This window comes from Candidatus Enterococcus courvalinii (genome assembly GCF_017315945.1).
Lineage (GTDB): Bacteria > Bacillota > Bacilli > Lactobacillales > Enterococcaceae > Enterococcus_B > Enterococcus_B courvalinii.
The window spans coordinates 1-26,276 of the sequence record NZ_JAFLWI010000003.1 but is presented as its reverse complement, the minus strand read 5'-3'; the positions used below and the strand labels follow the sequence as shown (position 1 = coordinate 26,276).

The 26,276-nt window shown below is 35.1% G+C and carries 27 protein-coding genes and 1 other annotated feature; of the genes, 22 read left to right on the top strand and 5 right to left on the bottom strand.

The features are described 5' to 3' along the window. The first annotated feature begins 159 nt into the window (after positions 1-159). The 3 genes from JZO71_RS02830 (at position 160) to mafR (ending at position 4,937) form a co-directional block, all read left to right on the top strand. A complete protein-coding gene (locus JZO71_RS02830) occupies positions 160-1,698 on the top strand; it encodes an AAA family ATPase (protein WP_206898096.1) in 1,539 nt (512 codons plus the stop codon). 4 nt (positions 1,699-1,702) lie between these two features. Then, positions 1,703-2,545: an HNH endonuclease gene (locus JZO71_RS02825; RefSeq protein WP_206898095.1), complete on the top strand. Its 843-nt coding sequence runs from the start codon at positions 1,703-1,705 to the stop codon at positions 2,543-2,545. Positions 2,546-3,488: 943 nt separating this feature from the next. Beyond that, the gene (gene mafR / locus JZO71_RS02820) at positions 3,489-4,937 is read left to right on the top strand and encodes a global transcriptional activator MafR (RefSeq protein WP_206898094.1); all 1,449 of its coding nucleotides are present in this window, start codon (positions 3,489-3,491) and stop codon (positions 4,935-4,937) included. 12 nt (positions 4,938-4,949) lie between these two features. On the opposite strand, the gene JZO71_RS02815 is transcribed toward mafR, so the two are convergent. Continuing rightward, positions 4,950-7,502 carry an HAD-IC family P-type ATPase gene (locus JZO71_RS02815; protein ID WP_206898093.1) on the bottom strand — a complete coding sequence of 851 codons (2,553 nt, stop codon included), beginning with the start codon at positions 7,500-7,502 and terminating at the stop codon, positions 4,950-4,952. Positions 7,503-7,685: 183 nt separating this feature from the next. Between JZO71_RS02815 and JZO71_RS02810 the strand changes: the two genes are divergently transcribed. The 5 genes from JZO71_RS02810 (at position 7,686) to JZO71_RS02790 (ending at position 10,627) form a co-directional block, all read left to right on the top strand. Beyond that, on the top strand, positions 7,686-8,015 hold the full coding sequence (locus JZO71_RS02810) for an ArsR/SmtB family transcription factor (protein WP_206898092.1): 330 nt from the start codon (positions 7,686-7,688) through the stop codon (positions 8,013-8,015). Position 8,016: 1 nt separating this feature from the next. Continuing rightward, complete coding sequence (locus JZO71_RS02805; RefSeq protein WP_206898091.1) at positions 8,017-8,694, top strand: DJ-1/PfpI family protein; 678 nt, start codon at positions 8,017-8,019, stop codon at positions 8,692-8,694. 294 nt (positions 8,695-8,988) lie between these two features. Then, a complete protein-coding gene (locus JZO71_RS02800; protein WP_206898090.1) occupies positions 8,989-9,429 on the top strand; it encodes a MarR family winged helix-turn-helix transcriptional regulator in 441 nt (146 codons plus the stop codon). Next, positions 9,430-10,059 (top strand): nitroreductase family protein, encoded by a 630-nt coding sequence (locus tag JZO71_RS02795; RefSeq protein WP_206898089.1) that lies wholly within the window; start codon positions 9,430-9,432, stop codon positions 10,057-10,059. It begins immediately after the preceding gene. Positions 10,060-10,183: 124 nt separating this feature from the next. Beyond that, positions 10,184-10,627 (top strand): DUF2798 domain-containing protein, encoded by a 444-nt coding sequence (locus JZO71_RS02790; protein ID WP_206898088.1) that lies wholly within the window; start codon positions 10,184-10,186, stop codon positions 10,625-10,627. Positions 10,628-10,667: 40 nt separating this feature from the next. Here the strand turns inward: JZO71_RS02790 and JZO71_RS02785 are convergent, their stop codons facing one another. Further along, on the bottom strand, positions 10,668-11,183 hold the full coding sequence (locus tag JZO71_RS02785; RefSeq protein WP_206898087.1) for a PadR family transcriptional regulator: 516 nt from the start codon (positions 11,181-11,183) through the stop codon (positions 10,668-10,670). Between the two features lie 112 nt (positions 11,184-11,295). On the opposite strand from JZO71_RS02785, the gene JZO71_RS02780 reads away from it, so the two are divergent. Further along, entirely contained in the window at positions 11,296-12,492 is a 1,197-nt protein-coding gene (locus tag JZO71_RS02780; RefSeq protein WP_206898086.1) for an MFS transporter, read from the top strand. A 282-nt stretch (positions 12,493-12,774) separates the two neighbouring features. Then, positions 12,775-13,098 (top strand): hypothetical protein, encoded by a 324-nt coding sequence (locus JZO71_RS02775; protein WP_206898085.1) that lies wholly within the window; start codon positions 12,775-12,777, stop codon positions 13,096-13,098. Positions 13,099-13,151: 53 nt separating this feature from the next. Here JZO71_RS02775 and JZO71_RS02770 read toward each other — a convergent pair whose 3' ends face one another. From JZO71_RS02770 to proB, 3 genes are all read right to left on the bottom strand, one after another. Next, positions 13,152-13,496, bottom strand: a complete 345-nt coding sequence (locus JZO71_RS02770) for a hypothetical protein (RefSeq protein WP_206898084.1) — start codon at positions 13,494-13,496, stop codon at positions 13,152-13,154. A 118-nt stretch (positions 13,497-13,614) separates the two neighbouring features. Next, positions 13,615-14,862: a glutamate-5-semialdehyde dehydrogenase gene (locus JZO71_RS02765; protein ID WP_206898083.1), complete on the bottom strand. Its 1,248-nt coding sequence runs from the start codon at positions 14,860-14,862 to the stop codon at positions 13,615-13,617. 59 nt (positions 14,863-14,921) lie between these two features. Continuing rightward, entirely contained in the window at positions 14,922-15,722 is an 801-nt protein-coding gene (proB, locus tag JZO71_RS02760) for a glutamate 5-kinase (RefSeq protein ID WP_206898082.1), read from the bottom strand. A gap of 239 nt (positions 15,723-15,961) precedes the next feature. On the opposite strand from proB, the gene JZO71_RS02755 reads away from it, so the two are divergent. The 12 genes from JZO71_RS02755 to JZO71_RS02700 all read left to right on the top strand — a co-directional run bounded on the left by JZO71_RS02755 (position 15,962) and on the right by JZO71_RS02700 (position 26,262). Continuing rightward, positions 15,962-16,495: a dCTP deaminase/dUTPase family protein gene (locus JZO71_RS02755; RefSeq protein ID WP_206898081.1), complete on the top strand. Its 534-nt coding sequence runs from the start codon at positions 15,962-15,964 to the stop codon at positions 16,493-16,495. Positions 16,496-16,535: 40 nt separating this feature from the next. Next, positions 16,536-17,909, top strand: coding sequence for a DNA repair protein RadA (radA, locus tag JZO71_RS02750; protein ID WP_206898080.1), 1,374 nt, complete (start codon positions 16,536-16,538; stop codon positions 17,907-17,909). A 28-nt stretch (positions 17,910-17,937) separates the two neighbouring features. After that, a complete protein-coding gene (locus JZO71_RS02745; RefSeq protein ID WP_206898079.1) occupies positions 17,938-19,089 on the top strand; it encodes a PIN/TRAM domain-containing protein in 1,152 nt (383 codons plus the stop codon). 175 nt (positions 19,090-19,264) lie between these two features. Next, positions 19,265-20,725, top strand: coding sequence for a glutamate--tRNA ligase (gene gltX / locus JZO71_RS02740; protein ID WP_206898078.1), 1,461 nt, complete (start codon positions 19,265-19,267; stop codon positions 20,723-20,725). Next, positions 20,722-20,933, top strand: a binding site (T-box leader). It overlaps the preceding gene by 4 nt. 79 nt (positions 20,934-21,012) lie before the next feature. Next, entirely contained in the window at positions 21,013-21,549 is a 537-nt protein-coding gene (epsC, locus tag JZO71_RS02735; protein WP_206898077.1) for a serine O-acetyltransferase EpsC, read from the top strand. Then, positions 21,546-22,958 carry a cysteine--tRNA ligase gene (cysS, locus tag JZO71_RS02730; protein ID WP_206898076.1) on the top strand — a complete coding sequence of 471 codons (1,413 nt, stop codon included), beginning with the start codon at positions 21,546-21,548 and terminating at the stop codon, positions 22,956-22,958. The genes epsC and cysS overlap by 4 nt, the downstream gene beginning before the upstream one ends. Then, positions 22,955-23,350, top strand: coding sequence for a Mini-ribonuclease 3 (locus tag JZO71_RS02725; RefSeq protein ID WP_206898075.1), 396 nt, complete (start codon positions 22,955-22,957; stop codon positions 23,348-23,350). Before cysS ends, JZO71_RS02725 begins: the two co-directional genes overlap by 4 nt. Next, the gene (gene rlmB, locus JZO71_RS02720) at positions 23,343-24,200 is read left to right on the top strand and encodes a 23S rRNA (guanosine(2251)-2'-O)-methyltransferase RlmB (RefSeq protein ID WP_206898074.1); all 858 of its coding nucleotides are present in this window, start codon (positions 23,343-23,345) and stop codon (positions 24,198-24,200) included. The genes JZO71_RS02725 and rlmB overlap by 8 nt, the downstream gene beginning before the upstream one ends. 4 nt (positions 24,201-24,204) lie before the next feature. Continuing rightward, positions 24,205-24,735 carry an NYN domain-containing protein gene (locus JZO71_RS02715; RefSeq protein WP_067484601.1) on the top strand — a complete coding sequence of 177 codons (531 nt, stop codon included), beginning with the start codon at positions 24,205-24,207 and terminating at the stop codon, positions 24,733-24,735. Between the two features lie 75 nt (positions 24,736-24,810). Next, on the top strand, positions 24,811-25,389 hold the full coding sequence (locus tag JZO71_RS02710) for a sigma-70 family RNA polymerase sigma factor (protein ID WP_206898073.1): 579 nt from the start codon (positions 24,811-24,813) through the stop codon (positions 25,387-25,389). 108 nt (positions 25,390-25,497) lie between these two features. Further along, complete coding sequence (locus JZO71_RS02705; protein WP_067484607.1) at positions 25,498-25,743, top strand: Veg family protein; 246 nt, start codon at positions 25,498-25,500, stop codon at positions 25,741-25,743. Positions 25,744-25,830: 87 nt separating this feature from the next. Beyond that, positions 25,831-26,262 (top strand): GNAT family N-acetyltransferase, encoded by a 432-nt coding sequence (locus JZO71_RS02700; protein ID WP_206898072.1) that lies wholly within the window; start codon positions 25,831-25,833, stop codon positions 26,260-26,262. The last annotated feature ends 14 nt before the right edge of the window (positions 26,263-26,276 follow it).

The following is a 26,276-nucleotide window of genomic DNA, read 5'->3' as shown; positions in this document are numbered from 1 at the left end:
AAGTTCATCAACAATAAAAAATATGTTAATTGAAAATAAATATATTACGAAGTGAGTGAGAAGACATCTGCTACGACCTAATTATATATTTTTTACGGGGATAATATTATTGAAAATAATCTAAAATAAAGTATTTTAGTGGATTACCGGAGGACAATAATGGAATATTATTTTAAACAATATGTAGATCTTCAAAAAATAGGAATCCAGTTTATTTATGATAATTGGGATGATTTTGGATATAAAACATTGTATTCAGCATATTATATTTCAGAAAATGAAAAGCAAATAGAACTAGGCTCAGTTAGTATTTCAACAATTACTGAAGCAGAAGTTTGTTTTAAAAATAAACAATCTTCAAATTGGGTATCTTATAGATCATTTGACTACCTTATTGAAGGAATTGATGTTGATAATATTATTTCTTTAGGTAGTGTTGAATACTATGAAAAATTGTATGACACATTCTCAGATACTGAAGTGAAAACTATTCTAAAGGAATTGGGGGATATAGCTTATAATTTAAAATTATTTGAAGAAAATAAGCACTTAGATGTTATACATACTTCTTTCCTTAGAGGAAGTACAGTAAATAATTTAAAACAACAACTAAATCGAGTTGCTAAAAAAGGTGTTAAACAAATTCCTTTTAATTTTAAATTGAAATACACTATAGATAATTCAATAGATACAGAACTCACATTTAAAGTGAACCCTGAATCGCCTCTCCCGACAAATGTTTATGGCATTATTGGGAATAATGGTACTGGGAAAACAACTCTTATTCAAGATATTGTTAAATGCTATTTAAGAGATGCATCCGTAAAAAGTTATTTAGTAAATCAATCTGAAGCCACGTTGGAAATCTATGATGATTACAATAACGGAGGCTTTGAAAGTGTTTTGTTTGTTTCATTTAGCGCATTTGATATGTTGAATACTAAGTACTTTTCTAAATTAGAAGTTAATGATGAAAACTCTAAATTGAGTCAAAAAAATTTTAAGTACATAGGCAATAGTACTTTTGTCAATGAAAGACAAACAATGAAAAATCCAGAAGAGTTGGCTAAAGATCTAATCGAAAATATAAAGGAAATAAAAAAATCTCCAGATAGAATTAAATTGTGGGAGGAAGAAGTTGTAAAGTTATACTTTGATAATGAAATAAGTAATTTTATCAGTAAAAACTTAAATGAAGGGGAAGGAAACGTTAATGAAGTAGCTAAACTAAGTTCAGGACAAAAGATGATTCTTTTAGGCTTATCTGCTTTAGTTTCTAAAATCGATGAAAAAACATTAATTATTATAGATGAACCAGAATCGTACTTGCATCCACCATTAGTTTCAGCATATATTAGAATTCTTTCAGATATACTAAGTAAAAAAAATGGAGTTGCTATCATTGCTACTCATTCACCAGTTATATTGCAGGAGATACCTAAAAAATGTGTCTGGGTACTTGAAAGGGATAGCGATAAGAAACTGACTGTTAGAAACCCAAAGATAGAAACTTTCGGTGAAAATATAAGTATGATAATGGATGATGTTTTTGGTTTAGATATAAGAAATACTGGATTCTATCAATACCTATCTCAACTAAGTGAACAAAAAGAGGAAGCAAGAAAATTATTAATTAGTAGTGAGTTAGGTTCAGAAGCTGAGTTATTCTTACGTATCTTTTTAGATGATGAGGAATAAACTAATGTTTGAAAAAAAAGAAATTCCTCATATAAAAGTTAATGAAGTTATTAATTCGATTAAAGATTCCTACAAAACGAGTAATAAAGGGTATGTTACGTATATTACAGATGCTTATATTTTAGAATTAATAAAGTGTGAGCAAGTGTATCTAACTTTTGGCGAAAATTTCCATAAAATTAAAGCTATTAATTGTGTTGATACAGTTAACTCAAAAATAGGCACTTTTTTTTATGAGAATAAAATTATAGGCGACAAAGTAGGAAACATATCGAGTATCATTCTAAGAAATAATGGTGGCACATGTGCTATCTGTGATGCTCATGCAGATACTTTAGATCATGTACTACCTAAGTCTAAGTATGTACAATATACAATAACGCCAGTAAATTTAGTGCCTCTTTGTTCAAGGTGTAATAGAGTAAAAAAAGATAAAGTAACTGAAGTAGATAAAATAATTTTTCATCCATATTTTCATGACTATCATAAGATGGAAGGTTTGATTATTGATTATAAAATATACAAAAATACTGATTTTATTCCATGTTATAGTTTGAATACAGAAGCTGATATTAGTTTTAAATATAACTTTAATGAAGTTTTTGAATTTAAAAAAGTTTTAGCTTCACTTGCTAGTCACGAAGTAATAAAACTTTCGAAAATGTTAGTGGAAAAAGAAAATCTGAGTAAGCAACAGGCAAATCTTTTTTTAAAATGCAGGAAGAATTCGTTGATGAGTGAGCTAGATCCACCTTGGAAAATACTTTTGTATGAGCTGTTAGTTAAAGAATTTGATATCTTTTATAAATACGAAGTACTAAATAAACTTAAACAGAGCAATTTATAGTTGACAATTGTGTACTATATTTAATTATTACAAAAAATAAATTTTTCATCGTCAATAATTGGAGGATGTCAGACTACTCCAATTTCAAACAATCAGATCAGGTTCTAAGAAGTTATATATCATCTTTATTATTCTGAAAAGATTAATACACTGGCGAGTTTTTTTGACCATACTTTTGACCTTCTCAATCAAATTTTACTGGATTTCATAGCTCTTCAATAATCCCGTATTTAAGCTGTTTTTAGTCTATTAGAGACCACCAGAAAGCAATCCAGCTCTCAATACGGTCTCAAATAAATAAGAGCGGAGGAATAACTCTAAAAAAGATTGATGAACTAGTAAGAGAATTGTATTCAACTACCATTTATCTTTGGTTCAAATTGGTTCAAGTAATATCAATATTAGTCCTATTTTATCCAAATCAAGACACTTTTTGGTGCTTGAAATATTGATATAATAGGATTTCTATTGATAGATGTCCTTATAATAAATACGAGTCACATCTCAAAACGTTAATTTTATTATCGTTCAAAAAGACATTCCATTTTTGGAATGTCTTTTTTGTATATGATGAGACTCACACTGGTTAGCGATTGGTTGACGAAGTGATAAAAGGTTTATTTTTATGAAGTTATCTATACTAGCGATTATTCTAGAAATTGCGTACTAATTGATTACCAAAATTCAAATTTAGTTTATGCCTTATCAAGTTAAGTCTTTTCATTTTATTTATTTAAAATTATACTTAGTAAAGTAATGAAAACGATGTCGGAAACCATGAGATTGATACAAATCAGAGGTATCGAATCAATCTTCAATCATTTGATCAAAGTATGATACATGTCAAAAAGATGAAGTAGCTATTTTTTTCAGTTGTTTTATACATAAAAAATTTGTCACACCAATTTTTACGAGTTGATTATTTTTGGGGAGGGGGCCTTGCATGTATTCCTTAGTGAAACAATTTATAACAGAGAAAGATTTGTATCGACAAGTATTATTGTTGGAACAACTTCTTAATAATTCACAGATTACGGTCAAAGAATTAGCCGAAAAAATTGAAACGACCGAGCGAACAGTCTTTTCAGATTTGAATTCTGTTCGTAGTTATTTACCTGCTGGATGGAAAATTGTTACAGATAATAACGGTATTAAATTGATTAGTGAAATTACAGTTGCAACAAATGATATCTGGGAAGTTTTCTTGCCGCATTCGATTACGCTTCAACTAGTCAAAGAGTTACTTTTTACAAAGGAATTAAATTTATCCGATTTTTTATATAACACAGGAATCTCCATGGAAACACTCAAACGTCATACTACAAAGGTTAATCAGAATCTAAAAAGTTATCATATTCGAATTCGTTTAAAAGGCGGAACAGCAAAGCTGGTTGGAGAAGAAAGCTCCATTCGGATTTTTTACCACAGGTTACTTTTACCGTTCACTCATAATAATTATTTTTTTGAAGACTATTTTATTCACGAAGATCATTATCACTATTTTTTAGCGAAAGATATCTCAACTAAACTGAAAGTTGAAACGGAACAGATATTTGGTATTTGCTGGTTCTTTATCAATACTATCAGAATCAAGGCGGGTTGCCAGATCAATCAGTTTTCATTTAATCAGGAGGATCCTCTGTTATGTTTATATGCGCCATCATTAAAGAGTTTATATAAAAAAGAGGGCATTTATCTTGAAAAATCTGAACTATTTTTTACTTTTTTCTGTTTTTTTGAAAGTTGGAATTATAACAATGACTTTGGTGAAGAAGTGAAGACAGTGTTAGATACTGACTATCCTGACCTACTTGCTAAAGCACAACAAACGGTTCAAAAATTAGCTAAAAAACTAGATCTTCCCAAATTACATGACACACAATTGCAGTGTAATTTATTGGTGCTATTATTGAAATATGCTGAGTCGCCTAGCCTTTCAGAGCAATTTCAACTAGAGTATCAAGAGCTATTAATCCAACAGAATGAAGTGTATCCCATCGTCCAAATGGTCGGAGACGAGTTATTTCAAGAATTATTAAAAGTCGCATCCATTAAAGAACAAGCATATTTTGTAAATATTTTTCTTTTGTTGTGCCAACAAGCAATTTTCTCAATCAAAACACACACCATAACTATCTATCTTGTTTTTCAAAGTGAACCTGCCTGGAAGTTATTTTTACAACAAGAACTATCTGATTACTTAGGCAAACGGATTCGGATTGAACCAATTGAACTAACACAATTAAATGCGATTACGTATCAAGCAGGAGATTTGATTGTTTCAAATATCCCTATTGACAGTTCCCCGTTACCGGTTTTTTATCTTTCATTGATACCTACAAAAAATGAGCTCAGCCGATTGACTGAACTCACGAATCATTCTTACATCTAACCAATTCTTCTCTTAGGAGATAGATCCATGGTTAGGTGCTTTTTTTTTGCTTAAAAGTTTTCTACTGATTTTTTTCTCAAGCTCAACGATGAGGAAAAGAACCAATGCGTTTCCGAAAATCAATAATTGTTGGTTGAGGGATAAGCTAGTTGTGCCAATCAATTGTTGAGCAGCTGGTAAGAAAATCACGATTGCTTGAAGGATGAACAAGACTCCTAATGAAATGAACAGAGCTCTATTTTTCCAAATTCCTTGGTTGAGTGAAGGATCAAGTAATTCGCGACAGTTAATCATGTAGACTGCTTGGCCTAAAACGATGCTTTGTAACAAGATTGTTTGTTGTAATGCAGCGCCATCGAACTGAATGGATAATAGGTAGGCAGGTACCATGATTAACAAGGATACATAGAATATCCGAAAGACATTGTAAAGTGACAAGATTCCAGCATTTGTTTCTCTAGGAGGGCGCTTCATCACGTTTGGACTTGCTTTTTCAAATCCTAAAGCGTAAGAAAGTGTAATCGTTGTAGCCATATTGACCCATAAAATTTGCACGGTAGTTAGGGGAAGTGGGCGGTTCAATAATAAGGCAACGATCACGATTAGCCCTTGTGCTAATGCAGTGGGTAAGAAGAAGTTGATTGTTTTTTGCAAATTATCAAAGAGTCTGCGTCCTTCTTTAACTGCTTTAGCAATTGTATGGAAGTCATCATCAGCTAAGACCATGTCGGCAGCTTGTTTGCTGACCTCGCTACCTTTGATTCCCATAGCGATACCAACGTCTGCTTTCTTTAGGGCAGGTGCGTCGTTGACACCATCACCCGTCATACCAACAATTTCGTCATTTTTTTGTAAAGTGGTGACGATTCGTAATTTATGTTCAGGCGTCGTTCGGGCAAAAACATCCACCTTTTGGACCTGTTTAGCAAGTTCTTCGTCTGATAATAAATCAATGTCGACCCCTTCTAATACATTTTCTGTATGCTTCAATCCAATTTGAATTCCAATGGCTTTAGCTGTTTCTTTATGATCTCCTGTGATCATTTTAACTGAAATTCCAGCTTGTTGTGCTTCTCTGACTGCTTGGATCGCACTCTCTTTTGGCGGATCAATGATACCAGACAAACCAACGAAGGTTAGATTGGTTAAAAGTTCATGGGTCAACTCTGCAGGCTCATTGAACGCCTTGTAGGCAAATCCAAGAACACGTTGCCCTTTTTCTGCTAATTGTGTAGCTTGTTCTTCCCAATTTACTTTTTCTGTTTCAGTTAATTGTGATTTTTGCATCAAAACTTCTGGCGCACCTTTGACAAAAACAAGAAATTGGTTGTCGACAGAATGTGCAGTTGCCATGTATTTGTAACTTGAACTAAAAGGAATCTTGCCTAGAACTGGTTTTAAAGATAGCGCATCATTTTTCACGTAGTTGAGTAAGGCTAATTCTGTCGGGTTTCCTTTTAATTGCTCGATTGGTTGATCGTCCTTAGTCTTTAATTCTTGACAGTTGTTCATAATTTCTTTCATCATTTGTGGTTCATCAGTTAAGACGTCCATCACGGTCATTTCATTTTTGGTCAATGTTCCTGTTTTGTCAGAGCAAATAACGGTCATCGAACCTAATGTTTCAATTGTTGGCATGCCTTTGATGATGGCATTTTCTTTTGCCATTTCTTTGACGCCCATTGAAAGGATCATTGTTAAGACAGCAGGTAATCCTTCTGGAATCATAGAGACGATCAATGCGACTGAAGCAGAGAACATCAGATTCAATTCTAGCCCGTATCTTAAACTAGAGAAGAAAAGTAAGAACACGATCAAGGCTAAGATACCTTGGAAAATGTACTTATTTAGTTGGTGCATTTTTTTAATAAGCGGGGTTGTCTGTACTTTTACAGACTGAAGTGCTTGGTTGATTTTCCCAATCTCAGTTTGATTTCCAATTTCGACAACGATTCCTTGGGCAGAGCCTGTTTGGACCAATGTCCCAGAAAACGCCATGTTCACTTGGTCTCCTGTTGGCGATGTTTCTTCAATCGTGGCGCTTTGCTTTTCAACGGCTAAAGATTCACCAGTTAAAATAGCTTCTTCAATCGTTAGATCGTGTGTGTCAATCAAACGTAAATCTGCTGGGACAACATCACCTGCTTTTAAGATAACAATATCTCCTCGAACGAGTTGCTCCGCATCAATTGTTTCTTGAATACCATCACTAAGGACGACTGATTCTTGTCCCATCATATTTCTCAGTCCATCCAAAGAATCTTCCGCTTTTCTCTCTTGCCAGTAACTAATCAACCCATTGATAACAACTACTAACAAAATAATACTCCCGCCAATGATATCTCCGGTGAAAAATTTAAGTAATGCAGCAATCATCAAAACAATCATCAATAAATCCGTAAAATGTTTCGCAAATTTTTGCCATGGTTTTAATTGTTCCTGCTTTTCAATCTTATTTAATCCGTCAGCTTCTAAACGAGTTTGACGTTCCTGTTGTGTAAGGCCAGTTGTTTCAGCACGTGTTTTTTGCTTCACTTGTTCAGTTGAAAGTTTATACCATTTCATTATGTTTCCTCCTGTGATCATTTACTTGATACCTTAAGTATATAGAGAAATTTTCTGATTTCTGGTCGATAATTTCAGGGGACACTGAAAAAGATGCGTCATCACTTGGAAAGGAATAACCCATTTGACAAGAAGATCGCTTTGGTGGTTTAATGGTTTAAAAATATAAACGGAGGATGTCAGATGGCTGATTTTACGAATTTAAAAAAAGAATTCTCAGAAGTGAGTAATTTTTTAATTGCTTTGGGTGATGAAAAACGTCAGGCAATTATCATTCGATTACTAGAAGACCGTGCTTGCCAAGGAGTTAGAGTGAATGAGTTAACAGCAACAACAAATCTTTCTCGTCCAGCAGTATCGCATCATTTGAAAATTTTAAAAGAAGCAAAAATCATTGATTATCGTAGTGAAGGAACGAAAAATTTCTATTATTTAACGCATGAAACGGCTGAAATCAATAAATTGCAAAAATTATTGGGCGATGTGACCCAAATTATCGCAGAGGTGAATTAATGTGAAAAAAGTATTGATTATTGAAACGAATGTTACTCGCTATCAGGGAACAACTGAACCAACTGGATTGTGGTTAGGTGAAGCGGCTGAATTTGTGGCTGAAATGCAAAAGGTTGAGATTGAAGTCGATTTTGTTAGTCCAAAAGGTGGATTTGTCCCACTTGATCCACGAAGTATGAAATACACAGATGAATCAATTCTTGAAATTTATGAAGATCCTGATTTTATTCATAGAGGATTAACGAACACTTTGCGTCCAGATCAAGTGAATCCAACTGACTACGCGGCTATTTATTATACTGGCGGACATGGTGTAATGTGGGATTTTCCAAAAGATTTGACCATTCAAAATCTGGCAACTGCTATTTATGATAACGGCGGGTATCTTGTTTCTGTGTGTCACGGAGTAGCAGGATTATTGAATATTAAAGATAAGAGTGGTAATTATTTGATTGAAGGTAAGAATATTACTGGGTTTACTACGGCAGAAGAAATTCTCGCAGGGAAAAAAACGGTTGTCCCATTTTTGAATCAGGTAGAGGTGGAAAAAAGAGGGGGGCATTTTAAGAAGAAAAGATTTTATCACGAATATGCAATCAAAGACGGTCGAATTCTAACAGGACAAAATCCATTTTCTGTGCGAGCAGTTGCCAAATTATTGATTGATGAACTAATTTAATTAACGAACTAGCTAACAAACGCCAATTACTAAAAATGTGTCTTTGGCATTCGGGGAGAATTGTTGGCTAGTTTTTTTGTGCAGTAAGCTAAAGCCCTCTTGTCAAAATTATTACTAAGTTATTATCTTGTTCATATATGCATATATATTATTCAATAATTTTTGGTAGTCACATCATGAAACGCCAATAAAAAAGTCATTTAATAAACAAAAATCCTTGCGTTTCTCGACAAATCGCTTTATTATTGACGAGTCAACGATTGACAAGTCAATAGTTAACGTGAGGAGGATCAGATGTCTTTAGAAGAAGTTAGTCATGTTTTATATCAAATTAAAGTAGCAGATCAAAAGATTATTCAAATTTTTGAAGAAAATATCGGGTTGAGCCTGACGCGTTATGAATTATTAACGCTTTTAAGAGAAAAGAATCCTTGTTCACAAAACACGTTACAATCCTTATTACAAATCGATCAAGGAGCGGTGACTAGGCACTTAAAATTATTAGAAACAAAAGGTTATGTTACACGACAACGAAATCCTTTAAATAATCGGGAAGTAGTGGTCACTCTAACCGCTAAAGCAGAAGAGAAACTTTCAAACTGCGAAAGAGAGCACACGGATATGGCTAGCATTTTATCACCGGCATTCAAACCAGAAGAAATGTCACAGTTATTAGTGTTGCTTAATAAATTAAATACACAATTATCAGCAATCAAAACGAAAGAAGTGGAATAAATGGAACAAGCAAAAGATTTTTCAACAATTATGTATGGCAGAAAATCTGTCCGGGTGTACGATGAAACGTACAAAATTCCCCACGATGAAATGTTAACCATGATTCAGGAAGCAACAACGGCTCCTTCTTCAGTGAATATGCAACCATGGCGTTTTGTTGTTGCGGAAAGTGACGAAGCAAAAGAAAAATTGCGTCCACTGATTCGCTTTAATACAAAACAGAATGATACATCTTCAGCTATGGTGCTGATTTTTGGGGATCTAGAATGTTATGAATATGGTGAAGAAATCTATAATCAAGCATATGAAGCTGGTAAGATGCCAAAAGAAGTCCGTGATCAACAATTGGCAGCCATTATTCCTTATTACAAATCATTCTCTAAGTCGCAAATGAACGATGTCGTCAAAGTTGATTCTAGTCTTGCGGCAATGCAATTCATGTTAGTTGCACGTGAACATGGTTACGAAACGAATCCAATTGGTGGGTTTGAAGCAGATCAACTTGCAGAAGCTTTTGGTTTAGCTAAAGAAAGATATGTGCCCGTTATCATTTTATCCATCGGAAAAGCGGTAGAAGAAGGATATGAGTCTGTTCGCTTAGCAGCTGATAAAGTGACTACGTTCAAATAAATGCCAATCTTTTAAGTACTCAAGTCAAGTTTCATTTATTTTATGATAAATAAAATAAATGCTTACGAGAATTTTTTGTCTGTGCTACGATAATCCTCGTGACAAAATGAAAGGAATGATTTGAGTGCCTACAAATAAAAAAGAAGGAATTATTTTTACTACGATGATGTGCTTTTCAATGGTTTTTGGAATGAGTGCCTATAATTTATGGTTACATCAGGAGCTGTACTTGACGAAATTTGTGACAGGACTACTTCCAGGTTTTATTGTTGCCTTCATCTTAGATGTTTTTGTCATCGGTGTTTTAGCAAAAAAAATTGCATTTAAATTGCCGTTGAATCCAGAAAAAAAAGTGCCTATTATTTTAACGATTTCTTGTTTAATGGTCGCTGGCATGGTTACTTGTATGTCACTTTTTGGTGTAATAATGGAACAAGGAATCTCGGATAATTTATTATCAGCGTATCTGAATGCTTGGAAAATGAATGTCGTTATAGCTCTACCTTTACAACTCCTTTTCGTGGGACCTATTTCTCGAAAAGTATTGAACATCATTCAAACGAAATAAAAATAGAGTGTGTCATCTCTACAGGTGACACACTCTATTTTTATGCAAAGAAAGCTTGCATTTGATCTCTTACCTGTTGGCACCATAAAATTTCTTGTTGGCAAAGAAGAACTTTTCGTTTGATGACGACATAGCGTCCAAAATCTTCTTTTTTCGTTGAGGTAAGCCCATCTAATTTTGCTTGGTTTTTTTGAAGTATTTTATTCAACTGCTGTTCACGTGTAAATAGCAAACCATTTGCTGTGTTTTTATCTAATGTAGAAAAGGCATAGATTTTTGCTAAAAACTCATCTTTTTGTGTAGGTGAAGGAGTTTCTTCCCTGATCCATTCTTCAACAAGTAAGCGTCCATCATTCGTTAGTTCATAAATTTTTTTCTGTGAATGCTGCTCGTTATCTAAGATAGATAAGTAACCTTGTTGTTCAAGTTTCGCTAGGGTTGTATAAATTTGACTATGGTGTGCTTCCCAGAAAATATTAATCAATTGTTTTAACTCATAGCCAGATCGTGGCTTTGTTAAAAGAACACACAATAGAATATAAGATAAAGTATTCATTGAGTAATACTCCTTTCTCCGTTTTTTTTTATTATATCACAAAAAATATACTTAAATTACATGTGCATATTGACATGTAATTTAAGTCATGTATGATGCTAATTAGAGAGGAATGATAAATTTGGAGAACAAAATTGAAATGAAAGAGCAGACTTCCGAGAAAAATTCGGCATTGGTTGTGGCTGCGACCTGTATGATTGCTTTCATGGGGGTAGGATTGGTTGATCCCATTTTAAAAACAATTGCTTTACAATTAAACGCGACACCTGCAGAAACCACGCTTTTATTTACAAGTTATATGCTAGTAACAGGTGTAGTTATGTTGTTCACGGGATTCTTATCTAGTAGAATTGGTTTGAAAAAAACATTGATGATGGGTTTATTGATTATTGTGTTATTTGCCGGACTAGGTGGATTGTCAAATAATATTGGCTTATTGATTGGTTTGCGTGCTGGTTGGGGAATTGGTAATGCACTGTTTGTTTCGACAGCACTAGCGACAATCGTTAGCATTTTGGTAGGAAACACAGAAAAAGCAATTATGATGTATGAAGCTGCGATTGGCTGTGGAATGGCCATTGGTCCATTGTTAGGTGGCGTACTCGGAAGTGGATCATGGAGATACCCGTTCTTTGGTGTCGCCTTTTTAATGTTGTGTGCCTTTATTGCGTTGGCTATTTTATTGCCTGAAATTGAAAAACCAAAACGTAAGGTTCAATTTTTAGAAGGAGTGAAAGCTTTAGCTAATCATAAATTACGTTCAGTTGGGTTCATTGCGTTACTCTACAATTTTGGCTTTTTTACTTTGCTTGCATATGCACCATTTCTGTTAACAGGTTACACTGAGATGCAAGTTGGATTTGTCTTTTTTGGTTGGGGCGTGTTGTTAGCAATTTCTTCTATTTTTGTGGCACCATTTTTAGAACGAAAGTATACAACCTACCGCACAATTATGCTTGCTTTTGTTTTCTTTACACTTTGTTTAATATTACTTGGCTTAGGAACATCCCTCTCGATACTCGTACCAATCAGTATTGTGTTAGCCGGATTTTTTCAGGGTATTATCAATACATTGTTAACGACTATTGCTATGGAAATTCCAGGTTTGGAAAGAAATGTGGCTTCTTCTAGCTATAGTTTTGTCCGCTTTTTTGGGGGAGCTTTGGCACCATTTATTGCGGGTAAAATAGGCGAAATCTTTGATGAAAAATATTCGTTTTATTTTGCAGCAATCATTGTTTTGTTAAGTTTAGGATTTATTATTTATCATCGACAATATTTTATAACAGAAGAAGGAAACCAAAAATAAAAAATTGGAAAAATATCTTAGAAACTTTCTTTCTAAAGTTTCTAAGACATTTTTTATTTTTGGCTATTTAAAGTTTGTTGGCAATCAGGATCAATTGTTTTAATGTATAAATAATGTGGTTGGATGTCTAAGTTATCAAAGTAATGAAACAATACTTAAGTAGATCCAGCTACGCTAATTGAGTGTCCTTACTCAATACGACCAAGCACATCTGAGTCACTGGTAAAAAAGAAAAATATCCGCTAAAATCAAAGCATAAAAGCTAGCGAGGAGTAAAGAAAAATGTTTGAAGAAGATTTTCGTGAAGTGGGGCTAACGCTAGTCGAATTGCCCATTGAATTGATTGATGGAAGACCAGTGTATCGAGGCTATTTAAAAGAATTACCAACAATCAATGCACAAGGTGAGTCTAGACAAGCTATGCAACAAAAATTAGCGATGATTTATCAATCGTATCGTAAAGAGATGCTGGAAGAATTAGAAGAAGAAAAGGAAAAGACTATGAACTTATCTGTCGATGAATTACTTCGATATTATGACGGTGAGACATTTGATGGCTTTTCGATTAATGAAGGACGTTCTGGGACTGATTCAGAAAACTACTGAGATTAATCAATTAGGGAGTGTGTAGCGATTCTATCAGCTACACACTCCCTAATTTAATGAAATGTGTGTTTCAAATGATCTTTATTCAATTGATATTTATAAGTTAAATGGAAAAAGCCTGCAATTAAAAGTGTGAGCGTATACGGTAGTGAATGATTAAAAAATGACACGTAATTAATCGCTGCTAATAAACTTAAGGCTAACATATAGCTTATATAAAGCCGAATCAGTAATCCTTTAGGTCCAATTTTTTCAAAATACTTTGTCCATTTTTCTCGTTGCATACCTTGACTTCTTTTTTTCATCTGAAAGAAAATTGTTAGTAAAGCGACACCAAAAAAAGCGGCAATATTTAGGGAAAATAAATAGACTAAAAAGATGGTTAAAATTTCAAACATGAGAATACCTTTCTATTTAGGCGAATCATTTAAAAAAATAATTCACCTTTTTTGCATAATATATAGTGAGAGGGAACAACATATGATAACAAATGTTTCTTGTGAAACAAATTAGATGTTACTCACGTACTTGACCGTCACCGTAAATGATATATTTAGTTGTAGTTAGTTCATTAAGTCCCATTGGTCCTCTTGCGTGTAATTTTTGCGTGGAGATACCAATTTCAGCGCCAAATCCAAAAACAGCACCATCAGTAAATCGGATAGAGGCATTTACATAGACTGCAGCAGCGTCTACTTGATTTAAAAACATTTGACTAGCAGAATAACTATCTGTAACGATTGCTTCTGAGTGTTTCGTGTTATGGCGATTGATGTGGGTAATCGCTTCGTCGATAGAATCAACGATTTTTACTGCTAAAATATAATCAAGATATTCTGTATCCCAATCTTCATCGGTTGCTAAAGATGCTGTTTCTAAAAATTCTAGTGAGCGTTGATCTGCATGCAATACAACACCACTGTCGACTAATGCTTTTTCAATTACTGGCAAGAAAAAAGGAGCGACTTCTGCATGAATTAATAACGTTTCAGCAGCGTTGCAAACAGAAGGACGAGATGCTTTTGCATTAACGATAATCTTTTTTGCCATTTCTAATTGTGCGTCTTTATCAATATAAATGTGATTATTTCCTGTACCAGTTTCGATAATTGGCACAGTAGCATGAGCTTTTACTCGTTGGATCAAATTTGCTCCTCCACGAGGAATTAAAACATCTAAATAATCGGTTAAGTTCATTAATTGATCAGCAACCTCGTGAGAAGTGTCTGTTACAAATTGAATTGCGTAAGGAGAATGCCCATTGTCCACCAAAACTTGTTGTAGAATTTCAACCAGTTTTTGATTGGAAGCAAAGGCTTCTTTTCCACCACGCAAGATAACTGCATTTCCAGATTTGAAAGCTAAGCTGGAAGCATCTGTTGTGACATTTGGTCGTGATTCATAAATGATTCCAATAACACCAAGTGGCACACGTTTTTTTCCAATCAGCAAGCCGTCCCCGTTTTTCCACATATGATCAACTTTTCCGATCGGATCATCCAGTTGGGCAACCTTTCTTATCTCTTCTGCCATCGAATGAATTCTTTCAGGTGTAAGTCTTAACCGATCTTGCATTGTCTCGCTAATTTTATTTTGTGTTGCATGAGCCAAGTCCTCTTTATTAGCTTCAAGAATGGTTGCTTGATTTTCTTCAATAGCATCTGCCATTTTAAGTAACAAGTTATTTTTATCTGTTGTGCTCATTAAAGCCAAGGTAGTAGCACTGCTTTTAGCATTTTCTCCGAGCTGTCTTAAGTCGATCATCATAAATCCTCCTTTGTTTTTCTAAAAGTTAGTCGAGTTCTCTCATCAAAAATAATCTTTTAGTTTTGCTTGAAAAAGGTGCCGATTTCTTTACCAGCTAAAATATCAAAAATAATTGCTGGATTTTTCCCGTTTGCAAGGACCATGGAGCGATTTGCATCAAAAATTCGTTTTGCAGCTTGTAACTTGCTGTGCATGCCACCTGTTCCAAAGGTACTTCCCGCACCACCAGCTTTTGCCATCAAATCATCATTGATTTTGGTAACCAATGAGTATAGTTCAGCTTCAGTATTAGTTGTGGGGTTATCAGAATAAAAGCCATCAATGTCAGATAAGACAATCAATAAATCCGCCGTAACTAATTGAGTTACGATTGCAGAAAGTTGATCATTGTCTCCAAATTTTGTCGAATGATCTAGCTCATCGACTGCAACGGTGTCATTTTCATTTACAATTGGGATTGCACCGAGAGAGAGAAGCTGCTCTAAAGTATTGGTCACATTTTTTCTGCTTTCTGGAAAATCGATTACATCACGTGTGACTAAAACTTGTGCAGTTTGCTGACCGTAAGTTGCGAATCGTTGATTATAAATATTTATTAACTCACCTTGACCAATCGCCGCGATTGCTTGTTGTTCTGGAATTGTTTGTGGTCGTTTATTCAAATTCATTTTTGTCATTCCAACACCAACAGCACCAGAAGAAACCAAAATGATTTCTTTTCCACGATTGCGTAAATCGGTTAAAACAAAAGCAAGTTGATCAATCGCCGCTAGATTTACTTTTCCATTTGGATAAATCAAAGTGCTTGTACCTACTTTGATAATAATTCGTTTTGCTTGAGTTAGTTCTTTGCGCATGAGACACCTCTAATAATTATTTGAATAAATTTTATATGTAATTTTTTTCTATTTTACTTGTTTTAGTGTCTAAAGTCATGGTTAAAAGAAGAACTTTTTTTCAATTAAGAAGAAAAAAAGGACGATCTTTGAAGACTTTTCTATAGGATAACAGAATTTTTTGAAGATTTTGCAAAGAAAGGCCTTTGGTAGTGTGAATATGGTAAAATAAAACATAGTTTATTCTAGGGGGAAGATTCGTGAAAAAAAGAGGTTTTGAAGTTGTTTCTAATTATGCGAGTCAAGAAATCAATTTACCAAAAAGAGCAACACACCATGCTGCAGGATATGATTTTGAAGCTGCGACAGATATTATTATTCCAAGTATTTGGAAGTCAGGTATAAAAAATGGCCTTACTACATTGATTGAATCAATGGGAGAAAAAGCAGCAACAATTGATGAAAAACAACTAAAACCTATTTTGGTGCCAACAGGTATCAAATCTTATATGGGAGAAGATGAATATTTACAGTTAGCTAATCGTTCAAGTAATCCTTTAAAACGGTTTTTAGTTTTAACAAATGGTGTTGGAGTTATTGATAGTGATTACTACAATAATCCAGATAATGAGGGGCATATTATGTTCCAGTTTACTAATTTTGGTTTTAAAGATGTGACAATCAAAAAAGGTGAACGAATTGGGCAAGGCATTTTCTTGCCGTTTTTGAAGGCAGATCAAGATGAAACAACAACAAGTCGAGAGGGCGGGTTTGGTTCTTCCAATAAGAATTAACTTGGCCAGTTCTTACTAGCTATTTAAAGGAGGCGAGGCAATGGCAAAAAAATCAAAGACACAATTTGTTTGTCAAAATTGTGGTTATGTGTCGCCTAAATTTTTGGGACGTTGCCCAAACTGTGGAAAATGGAATACGATGGTCGAAGAGATTGAACAAGATACAAGTGATCGTCGAGTCCGCACAAGTTTAACTGGCGAACGAGCAAAGCCCACAAAAATCGACGAGGTGGTCCCTAAAAAAGAACCTCGTGTACAAACAAAATTAACTGAATTGAACCGTGTACTTGGGGGTGGAGTAGTCCCAGGTTCAATGGTACTGATCGGTGGAGATCCAGGGATTGGTAAGTCAACATTACTTTTACAAGTATCTCAGCAATTAGCAGCTATTGGGGGAAAAGTTTTATATGTTTCTGGTGAAGAAAGTGCGGAACAAATCAAACTTCGTGCGGAACGCTTAGGAAACATTGACACTGAGTTTTATTTATATGCAGAAACAGATATGAATGAAATTAGTCATGCGATTGAACAGCTTAAACCAGATTATGTCATTATTGACTCAATTCAAACAATGACTCAACCAGATATTACAAGTGCCGCTGGGAGCGTCAGCCAGGTGAGAGAAACAACTGCAGAATTATTGAAAATTGCGAAGACGAATGGTATTGCTATTTTTATTGTCGGACATGTTACCAAAGAAGGTTCGATTGCAGGACCAAGAATGTTGGAACATATGGTGGATACTGTTTTGTATTTTGAAGGGGAAAAACACCATAGTTTCCGAATTCTGCGTGCAGTGAAAAATCGTTTTGGCTCAACCAATGAGATTGGTATTTTTGAAATGCGTGAACATGGGCTAGAAGAAGTATCTAATCCTTCTCAGATTTTTTTGGAAGAACGTTTAGATGGCGCAACAGGCTCAGCAATCGTTGTTGCAATGGAAGGCACTCGTCCAATTTTAGTAGAAATCCAAGCTTTAGTTACACCAACTATGTTTGGAAATGCGAAACGCACAACTACCGGTTTAGATTTTAATCGAGTTTCTTTGATTATGGCAGTTTTAGAAAAACGAGCTGGTTTATTACTGCAAAATCAAGATGCTTACTTAAAAGCGGCAGGTGGAGTAAAATTAAATGAACCAGCAATTGATCTAGCAATTGCGGTAAGTATTGCATCAAGTTATAAAGAAAAAGGAACACAGCCAACAGAATGTTTTATTGGTGAAATTGGGCTTACTGGTGAGATCCGACGTGTAAGTCATATTGAACAACGTGTCAAAGAGGTTCAAAAATTAGGATTTACGAAAGTCTATTTACCAAAAAATAATTTAGGTGGGTGGAAGGCTCCTACAGGTATTGAAGTTATTGGAGTCGCAACATTGGGTGAAACACTTAAAAAAGTATTTCAATCATAAAATAAAAAAATGAAATGGAGGAACAACTATGCAAAAACGCGTCATTACGTTGTTGATGATTATTGCAGGAGCAAGTTTAGGTATTTCTTTTTTACCAACTGCTTGGCAAGCAATCGGTCAACAAACCAATGGCTGGCTGAACAATACGTTTACTAATAGCCTGTTAGGTGCACTTATTTTCTTTATTTTATCTCTGCTATTAGCAAAACATATTGCTGCTGTGCTGAAACAAGTAGAAGAAAAATTAAGTGAGATTAGTTTAACTTATTTATTGTTTGGAGCGATTGGTACAATTATTGGTCTAACTTTAGGAGTGATTATTTCAACTCCGCTTTACAACATGGAAATTCCATTTGTAAATAGCGTTTTACCTATTTTATTGATGATCTTTTTAGGTTATTTTGGTATGAGAATGGGGACCACGCGAATCGATGAATGGAAGAAAATTTTTGCACCACGAAGCAAGAAAGTAGAACAAGAATTACCAACTCAATTTGAAAGCCAACTATTGGAACGTAAATCAGGAGATAATTTCCATAAATATAAAATTTTGGATACGAGCGTTATCATTGATGGTCGAATTTATGATATTGCTAAAACAGGTTTCTTAGAAGGAACATTAATGATTCCAAACTTTGTTTTATATGAATTGCAATATATCGCAGATTCTGGTGATAGTTTAAAACGAGTTCGAGGGCGTCGTGGACTAGATATTTTAAATGCTTTACAAAAAGAAGAAGGTATTTCTGTTGAAATGTATGACGGAGACTTTGAGGAAATCAGTGAAGTTGATAGTAAACTAATTAAATTAGCTAAACTTTTAGATGGTGTGATTGTCACTAATGATTATAACTTGAATAAAGTCTCTGAGTTTCAAAATGTGCCAGTGTTAAACATCAACGCTTTAGCAAATGCAGTCAAACCAGTTGTTATTCCTGGTGAGACAATGAATGTTTTAGTCGTAAAAGTCGGAACAGAGCGTCAGCAAGGTGTTGCTTATTTAGATGATGGAACAATGGTTGTTGTTGAAGATGGCCAGCATTATATGAATGAGCATCTCGAAGTTGTTGTAACTAGTGCGTTGCAAACAGCAGCTGGTCGAATGATTTTTGCTAAACCAGCACACGCAGGCCGAGGGATTGATAACAAAAAAAATTCAGAAACGAAGACGAAATCTTAATTTCATAAATAAAATAAGCCAACTGATAAGGAAATTCAATCGGTTGGCTTTACTATTTGCACTAGAAAAGGTAAAATTTTGCTGAGTGACTTTAAATAAATAATGTTTTTAAGGTCAAAGCTGACGGATTTTTGCTGTTAGTCACATAAGTCTAGTTTGAAAGAAGAGGAAGAAAATGACGAAAGTACGCGTACGCTATGCACCAAGTCCAACAGGGCATCTGCATATTGGAAATGCACGAACTGCATTATTCAATTATCTATTTGCTCGCCACAATGATGGAGAATTCATCATTCGTATTGAAGATACTGACCAAAAACGTAACATTGAAGATGGAGAAAAAAGTCAGTTAGAAAATCTAGCTTGGTTAGGAATGGATTGGGACGAATCTCCTGAAAATCCAGGAGAATATGGTCCTTATCGTCAGTCTGAACGTAAAGAAATTTATCAACCACTGATTGATCAATTACTTGCAAGCAATCGAGCTTACAAATGTTACTGTACAGAAGAAGAATTAGAAGCTGAACGTGAAGCACAACGCGCTCGTGGTGAAATGCCTCACTATGGTGGAAAATGTGCCAACTTAACCCCAGAAGAACAGGCTGAGAAAGAAGCGCAAGGTCTAGAGTCAGTTGTTCGTTTCCGTGTGCCGCGCAACACAGAATACAAGTTCAATGATATGGTCAAAGGTGAGATTTCATTTGAATCAGATAACATCGGCGGAGACTTCGTCATTCAAAAACGTGATGGCATGCCAACTTATAACTTTGCTGTAGCAGTTGATGATCACTTAATGAAAATTACTCATGTTTTACGTGGAGATGACCACATTGCAAACACACCAAAACAATTGATGATTTATGAAGCATTTGGTTGGACAGCACCAACGTTTGGTCACATGACACTGATTATTAACAGCGAAACTGGTAAAAAATTAAGTAAACGTGACGAATCAATTCTTCAATTTATCGAACAATACCGTGAATTAGGTTACTTACCTGATGCAATGTTCAACTTTATTGCATTGCTTGGCTGGTCACCAGTAGGCGAAGAAGAAGTCTTCAGTCAAGAAGAATTAGTGAAAATGTTTGATCCAGAACGCTTGAGCAAATCACCGGCAGCGTTTGATGCGAAAAAATTACAATGGGTAAATAACCACTACATGAAAGAAATGGATTTAGACGAACTAACAGATATGTGTCTACCTTATTTGATTGCAGATGGTCGAGTTGAAAAAAATCCAGATGAAAAAACAATTGAATGGGTGAAAAAAATCGTTCAATTGTATCAACCACAAATGAGCTATGCTGCGGAAATCGTTGAAGTATCCGAGTTATTCTTTAATGAACATCCTGTTTTAAATGATGCAGCAAAAGAAGTTTTAGCTGGTGAAACAGTTCCAGCTGTCTTGACAGCATTCAAAGCTCAATTAGAAGAAATGGAAGTTGTCGATGCGCCAACAGTTAAAGCAGCTATCAAAGCTGTCCAAAAAGAAACTGGTGTTAAAGGCAAAAACTTATTTATGCCAATTCGTGTTGCTGTTTCAGGTCAAATGCATGGTCCTGAATTACCAGACACAGTCGAATTACTGGGTCGTGAAAAAGCACTTGCTCATTTGATCCAAGTAATAAAATAAACACAAAGAACAGAAGAAGTAAACAAGTAGTTTGTTTATAGAGAGACGGCGGAAGGTGAAAGTCGTTACAAATTAAGTGTTGAAATGCCTCTGGGAGTGGTTTTAGCGAACATAAGTAGCTAAAAACGGGTAGCAGACGTTATCTTGCTTCGAGGTAATCTGTTTTGATTATGAAAAAAAGTGGAACCACGCCGTTAGCGTCTTTTATTTAAGGAAACTTATTTAAAAGGCGCTTTTTATTTATAGTTTTGCTTACATAAATCTGTTATAGAAAGGAGTGAAAGTGAGTGAATTGGTTTACGCGAATAATTACTGCTACAAAAAAAAATGATCCTGCTGTCCGTTCGACTTTAGAAATTGTTCTAACATATCCAGGATTTCATGCGTTGCTTTGGCATCGCCTTTCCCATTTCTTATATCAACATCGTTTGTATTTGTTAGCTAAAATAATTGCTCAATTTTGGCGCTTTCTGACTGGAATTGAAATCCATCCTGGTGCCCAAATCGGTAAAGGTGTCTTTATTGATCATGGAATGGGCGTAGTAATCGGAGAAACGGCGGAAATTGAAGATGATGTGGTCTTATTCCATGGAGTGACTTTAGGTGGGACAGGCAAACAAACAGGCAAACGACATCCTACAGTTAAACAAGGCGCGTTGCTTTCTGCGAATGTACAAATTTTAGGTCCAGTGACAATTGGTCGATATGCAAAAATAGGGGCAGGAGCCGTGGTACTTAATGACATCCCAGATGATGCTACAGCAGTTGGTATTCCGGCAAAAGTTGTTCGGATTAAAGGTGAAAAGATAAGGAGAACAGAATGATAAAAATATATAATACGCTTACTCGAGAGAAAGAAATATTTGTGCCTATTAAAGAAGGTCAGGTTGGAATGTATGTTTGTGGTCCAACTGTTTATAACTACATCCATATTGGAAATGCGCGTAGCACCATTGCATTTGACACGATTCGTCGTTATTTCGAATATCGTGGTTATCAAGTAAAATATGTTTCGAACTTTACAGATGTAGATGATAAGATCATCCGTGCGGCAAAAGACTTAGGAATCACAGCACCAGAAGTTGCAGATCGTTTTATTCAAGCATTCGAGGAAGATACCAAAGCGTTAAACGTTGAACCAGCAACCTTGCATCCACGAGTAATGGATCACATGCCAGATATTTTATCGTTTATCCAAGTATTGATTGAAAAAGATTATGCGTATGAAGCACAAGGCGATGTTTATTATCGCACACGTCGCTTCAAAGATTATGGCCAATTGAGTGATCAGTCAATTGATGAACTTGAAATTGGTGCTAGTCAGCGAACAGGTGATGAACAACAGCTGAAAGAAGATCCTTTAGATTTTGCTTTATGGAAAAATGCCAAGCCCGGAGAAATTTCTTGGGAGTCACCATGGGGGAATGGTCGTCCAGGTTGGCATATTGAGTGCTCTGTTATGGCTACAAAACATTTGGGTGAAACGATTGATATTCATGGTGGTGGACAGGACTTAGAGTTCCCTCATCACGAGAATGAAATTGCTCAAAGTGAGGCTAAAACAGGACAAAAATTCGCAAATTATTGGATGCATAATGGTTACGTAACAATTGGTGAAGAAGATCAAAAAATGAGTAAGTCTCTTGGTAATTTCATCACTGTTCATGAAATGATCCAAAAAGTGGATCCACAAGTTCTACGTTTCTTCATGGCAACGACGCAATATCGCCGACCAATTCGTTATAGTGAGGCAACAATAAAAGAAGCTGCAACCAATCTGCAGCGTTTAAAAAATACGTATGATAACGTTCAATTCCGTAAAGATAGCGCTGCTGGTTCATTAGCAGATGATAGTGACAAAATGGCAGAATTAACTGAGTTGAAAACACGCTTCGTTCAAGAAATGGACGATGATTTCAATGCAGCAAATGGAATCACAGTTGTTTATGAACTTGCAAAATGGTTAAACACTTATTTGGAACAAGAACAAGTTTCCCTACCTGTTTTAGAGCAAGGTATAACTTTATATACACAATGGTTAGCAATCTTTGGGATTTTCTTTACCTCGGAAGAGTTATTGGATGAAGACATCGAACAATTGATCGAGGAAAGAAACCAAGCACGTCAAACAAAAAATTTCGCACGTAGCGATGAAATTCGGGACTTATTTAAAGAAAAAGGGATTATCTTGGAGGACACCCCCCAAGGAACCCGTTGGAGAAGAGAAGTATGAGAGATTACACGCAGTTAAATGGTTTAGCCCTTGCATACGTTGGTGATGCAATTTATGAGATTTATATTCGAGACTACTTAATTAATCAAGGGCAAACAAAGCCCAATAAATTACATCATACGGCAACAAATTATGTATCTGCTAAAGCACAAGCTTACTTGATTCAAAAGATGCTAGAAGAAAATATTTTAACAGAAACAGAAGATATTTATTATCGTCGTGGCAGAAATGCCAAGAGTCATACAGGTGCTAAAAATGCAGACATCACGACTTACCGAATTGCTACAGGTTTTGAAGCGCTGATGGGCTATTTACATCTAACAAAGCAAACTGAACGAATGGAAGAATTGATTGAATGGTGTATTCAGAAAATAGGTGAAAAAAATGGATAGAAAAAATAATTTTAAAAATAAAAAAAGACAGAGTAATGACTGGAATAAACAATCAAAAACTACTCAAAAAAGAACAAAAGAAGGATCAAAGCATACTCAAGAAAAAGACGAGTCAATTGAAGATAATTTTGTCTTTGGGCACCATGCTGCTGTGGAAGCACTACAACAAGGGCGAGGAAACAAATTGTTCCTTCAAGAAGACGCTCACGGAGAAAAGATAGATGAGTTAAAAATAATTGCTCGTGATCAAGCAGTGCCCGTAAAATGGGTGCCTAAACAAAAATTGGATACGCTAAGTGATCGTGGTGTACACCAAGGCGTAGTGTTAGCTATCACACCTTACGAATATTTATCGTTAGAACAATTGCTTGACCAAACAAAAGCAAAAAAAGAAAATCCTTTCTTTTTAATTTTAGATAGTCTAGAAGATCCTCACAATTTTGGTTCGATTTTGCGAACAGCTGATGCAAGCGGTGTGGATGGTGTGATTATTCCTAAACATCGTGCAGTTGGAATCACACCAATCGTTACCAAAACATCTACTGGAGCAGTTGAATATGTTCCGGTAGCAAGAGTAACTAATCTAATTCAAGCAGCTCAACAACTAAAAGAAGCTGGTTTTTGGATTTTTGGAACAGATATGTCTGGAACGAATTTTCAAAATTGGAATGCAAAAGGTTCAATTGCATTAGTAATTGGTAATGAAGGGCGCGGCATGAGTCAAGGGTTGAAAAAGGAAATGGATGAGTTATTGACGATTCCGATGGTAGGGCATGTTCAAAGCTTGAATGCAAGTGTTGCAGCCGGTCTACTGATGTATCAGGCATTTTCCCAACGACAGGGGGAGTAAGCTGATGAAAAAGCAGTTATTGATTGTCGATGGCTACAATATGATTGGTTCTTGGCCAGAACTTGTTTTGTTAAAAAAACAAGATAAAATGGCTGATGCACGTGAAGCCTTGCTCCATCGTTTGTCTAATTATGCAAAGTTTGAAGGAATTGAAGTAATTGTAGTTTTTGATGCGCAACTGGTTCCTGGAATCCAACAAAACTATAAAAAATATCAGCTAGAAGTTGTATTCACCAAAGAAGATGAAACAGCGGATAGTTATATTGAGCGAGTAGCAGGCACATTGAATGATCGATTGACACAAGTAACAGTTGCTACAAGTGATTTGGCTGAGCAGTGGGTAGTGTTTTCACAAGGAGCCTTACGAACTTCTGCGTATGAATTGTATAAAACAATCAAAAAAACAGAAGAAACAATAGCCCAAGAAAATATAAATATGCGTTTTATTGATTTTCGACGTAATTCTCCTTGGAATGATGAACAATTGCATAAATTGTCTAAAAAGCTAGACGATTTAATGAAAAAGGACAGATAACCTTGTTATCAGATTAAATAACATAATTTTTGATGCTAATATTCCTCCATAATAGAGATTATGGAGGATTTATTTATGCCTGAGGAGTTATTACGTGCTGCACGAAATGGTGATGAAGAAGCATTTTCTACCCTTTATCAGAAATATTATCCACTTTTATTACGCTTAAAAAATAGTTATTATGTGCGGAATTTTATGAACGAAGATTGGGAACAAGAAGCACGTGTTGCGTTATATCAAGCTTTAAAAACCTATGAAACCAACAAAGGAGTTAGTTTTGGCAGTTATTACAAAAGTGTTATTACTAATCAAATCTATTCGTTATTAAGGAAGCAAAACGCATTAAAACGTAGAGATCAAAAAGACGAAGTTTCTATGGAACAAAAAATTGAATCTGAGGGACCAGACTTCTTAGCGGAAGTGACAACTCAAGAACCTGTAGCAGTTCAACAACTATTGTTGAATGAAGCAATTGAAACATGTGAAATCCATTTTTCGAAAAGAGAAGCACAGATTTTTCATCATTATATGCAAGGAAGTGATTTTTCGTACATAGCCAAAGATTTATCAATGGATATTCAGCAGGTGATGAGTGGTTACAACCGTGTAAAACAGAAAATCAAGAAACATTTGAAAGGATATAGTGAAGAATAATAGTTAATATTTCCGCTGCCATTATTTTTTTATTGCATTTCTTTTTTTTATATGGTAGACTTGAAAAGTTTTGCATTATCTGTTACAATGAGCAATGAGGTGAACTGTATGCCAACAACTTTAGCTACAATCAAGAAAGATTTAGAAGGTCGTATCGGCAGCCAAATCATGTTGGTTGCTCAGACAGGAAGAAAGCGTCAAACAGAACGCCGCGGCGTTTTAACAGAAACCTATCCTTCAGTCTTTGTCGTTGACTTAGATCCTGAAGAAAACTCTTTTGAGCGAGTGTCTTACAGCTATTCTGATGTATTAACTCGTACAGTAGAGATTGAATTTTTAACAGAAGCAGTTTAAAAGCAGACGGGCCCTTGTATGGTTCGTTTGCTTTTTTATTTTTTAACAAGTAATCTATAAAAAGATAAATTGTTAGGAGGCTACTGAATGAATTACCAAGTGAAGGCATTTGATGAATTAACAACAAAAGAATTTTATCTGCTAGTAAAAGAAAGAATTGCCGTTTTTGTGGTTGAACAAAAGTGTCCATATCAAGAAGTCGACGAAATTGATCCGGAGGCACTGCATACGTTTTTGACAGATGACCAGGGAAATGTAGCTGCTTATACACGAATCTACAAACAAGAAGATGCTGTACATTTTGGACGAGTTTTGGTAGCTAAAGGGCACCGTCAATCAGGATTAGGAAAGGAAATAGTTCAAAAGACTTTAGAAGTTATTGAACAAAAGTATCCAACTGCGTCAATTATTATTGGTGCTCAAGATTATCTACGTTCATTTTACGAATCATTTGGCTTTCAAGCGATTTCAGATGTTTATTTGGAAGATGATATTCCTCACATTGATATGAAAAAATAAAAAAAGTTGAAACA